Source organism: Mesorhizobium sp. P3_A9 (assembly GCF_056402975.1).
In genome coordinates, this window is sequence record NZ_JBFUGJ010000761.1 from 1 (window position 1) to 840 (window position 840).

The 840-nt window shown below is 57.4% G+C and carries 1 protein-coding gene; it reads right to left on the reverse strand.

Features of this window, described 5'->3' with window-relative positions; genetic code table 11:
- Positions 1 to 316: 316 nt before the first annotated feature.
- Positions 317 to 840: sulfotransferase family protein (locus AC1DX0_RS36595; protein WP_477359471.1), on the reverse strand; the 524-nt coding region annotated here is incomplete at its 5' end.

The following is an 840-nucleotide window of genomic DNA, read 5'->3' on the forward strand; positions in this document are numbered from 1 at the left end:
CTCATTGGGCGAGAGAAGCCGGGCCAGGATGAGAAGGGCGACAAGCTCCGCGACCGCGAGGGCGCCCATGGACAGGGACGTCCAGAACATGCCCACGACACTTTGTTTTGCCAGCCCCCGTTTTTTGCTCACACTTCTCTCCAATCCTGGGCCGACCCACACAGGCGGCAATTGCGTCTTCCTGGGTTCGCCGAGCGACACGACCAGCGACTAGATTGGGTGATGCTCGGCGACGCGCCCGCGGCCGCACGGCGTCACGATCGCATTGGTCACGAAGGGCGTCGGCTGTGGTGCCGCCCGTCCTGGCGCGCCTTACCTACTGAAGAAGCGAGGGAATTTCGTAGCGATAGAACTCCATCTCATCCCGGACCTCCGGTATGATCGCGGTTAGATCCTTCCGTTCGAGGCGGAGCCATTTCTGCTGGCGGCCGGGGTCGATCATCTCCTTGGCCTGGCGAGCGATATCGTCAGTGCAGTTCAGCCCGCAATGCTCATAGACGCGGCGCAAGACCAACTCGGGATCCTGTATCAAATCCTCATAGCGAAAGGACAGCACGCGGCCGTTGCCCAGCCTGGCGAGATCTTCTCGAGCCTTTCGATTGCCGCGTGCCCACTGGCGCGCGATCACCGTCAACTTTTCATTCTCCTTCAAATCCCGATCTATTCCGTTGTAGCGCGGCCCATAGATCGATGTGTATTTTCGCCCCAACAGCCTTTTTGTGATCATCTGTTTTATAACATCTTTTGCGTAATAATGAATTTGTGTGACAGGGGTGATTTTCAGGAGGCGTATTAGTCCCTTGATAGACTTCGCTCTCTGCCACTTTAGCTCCATTGAGC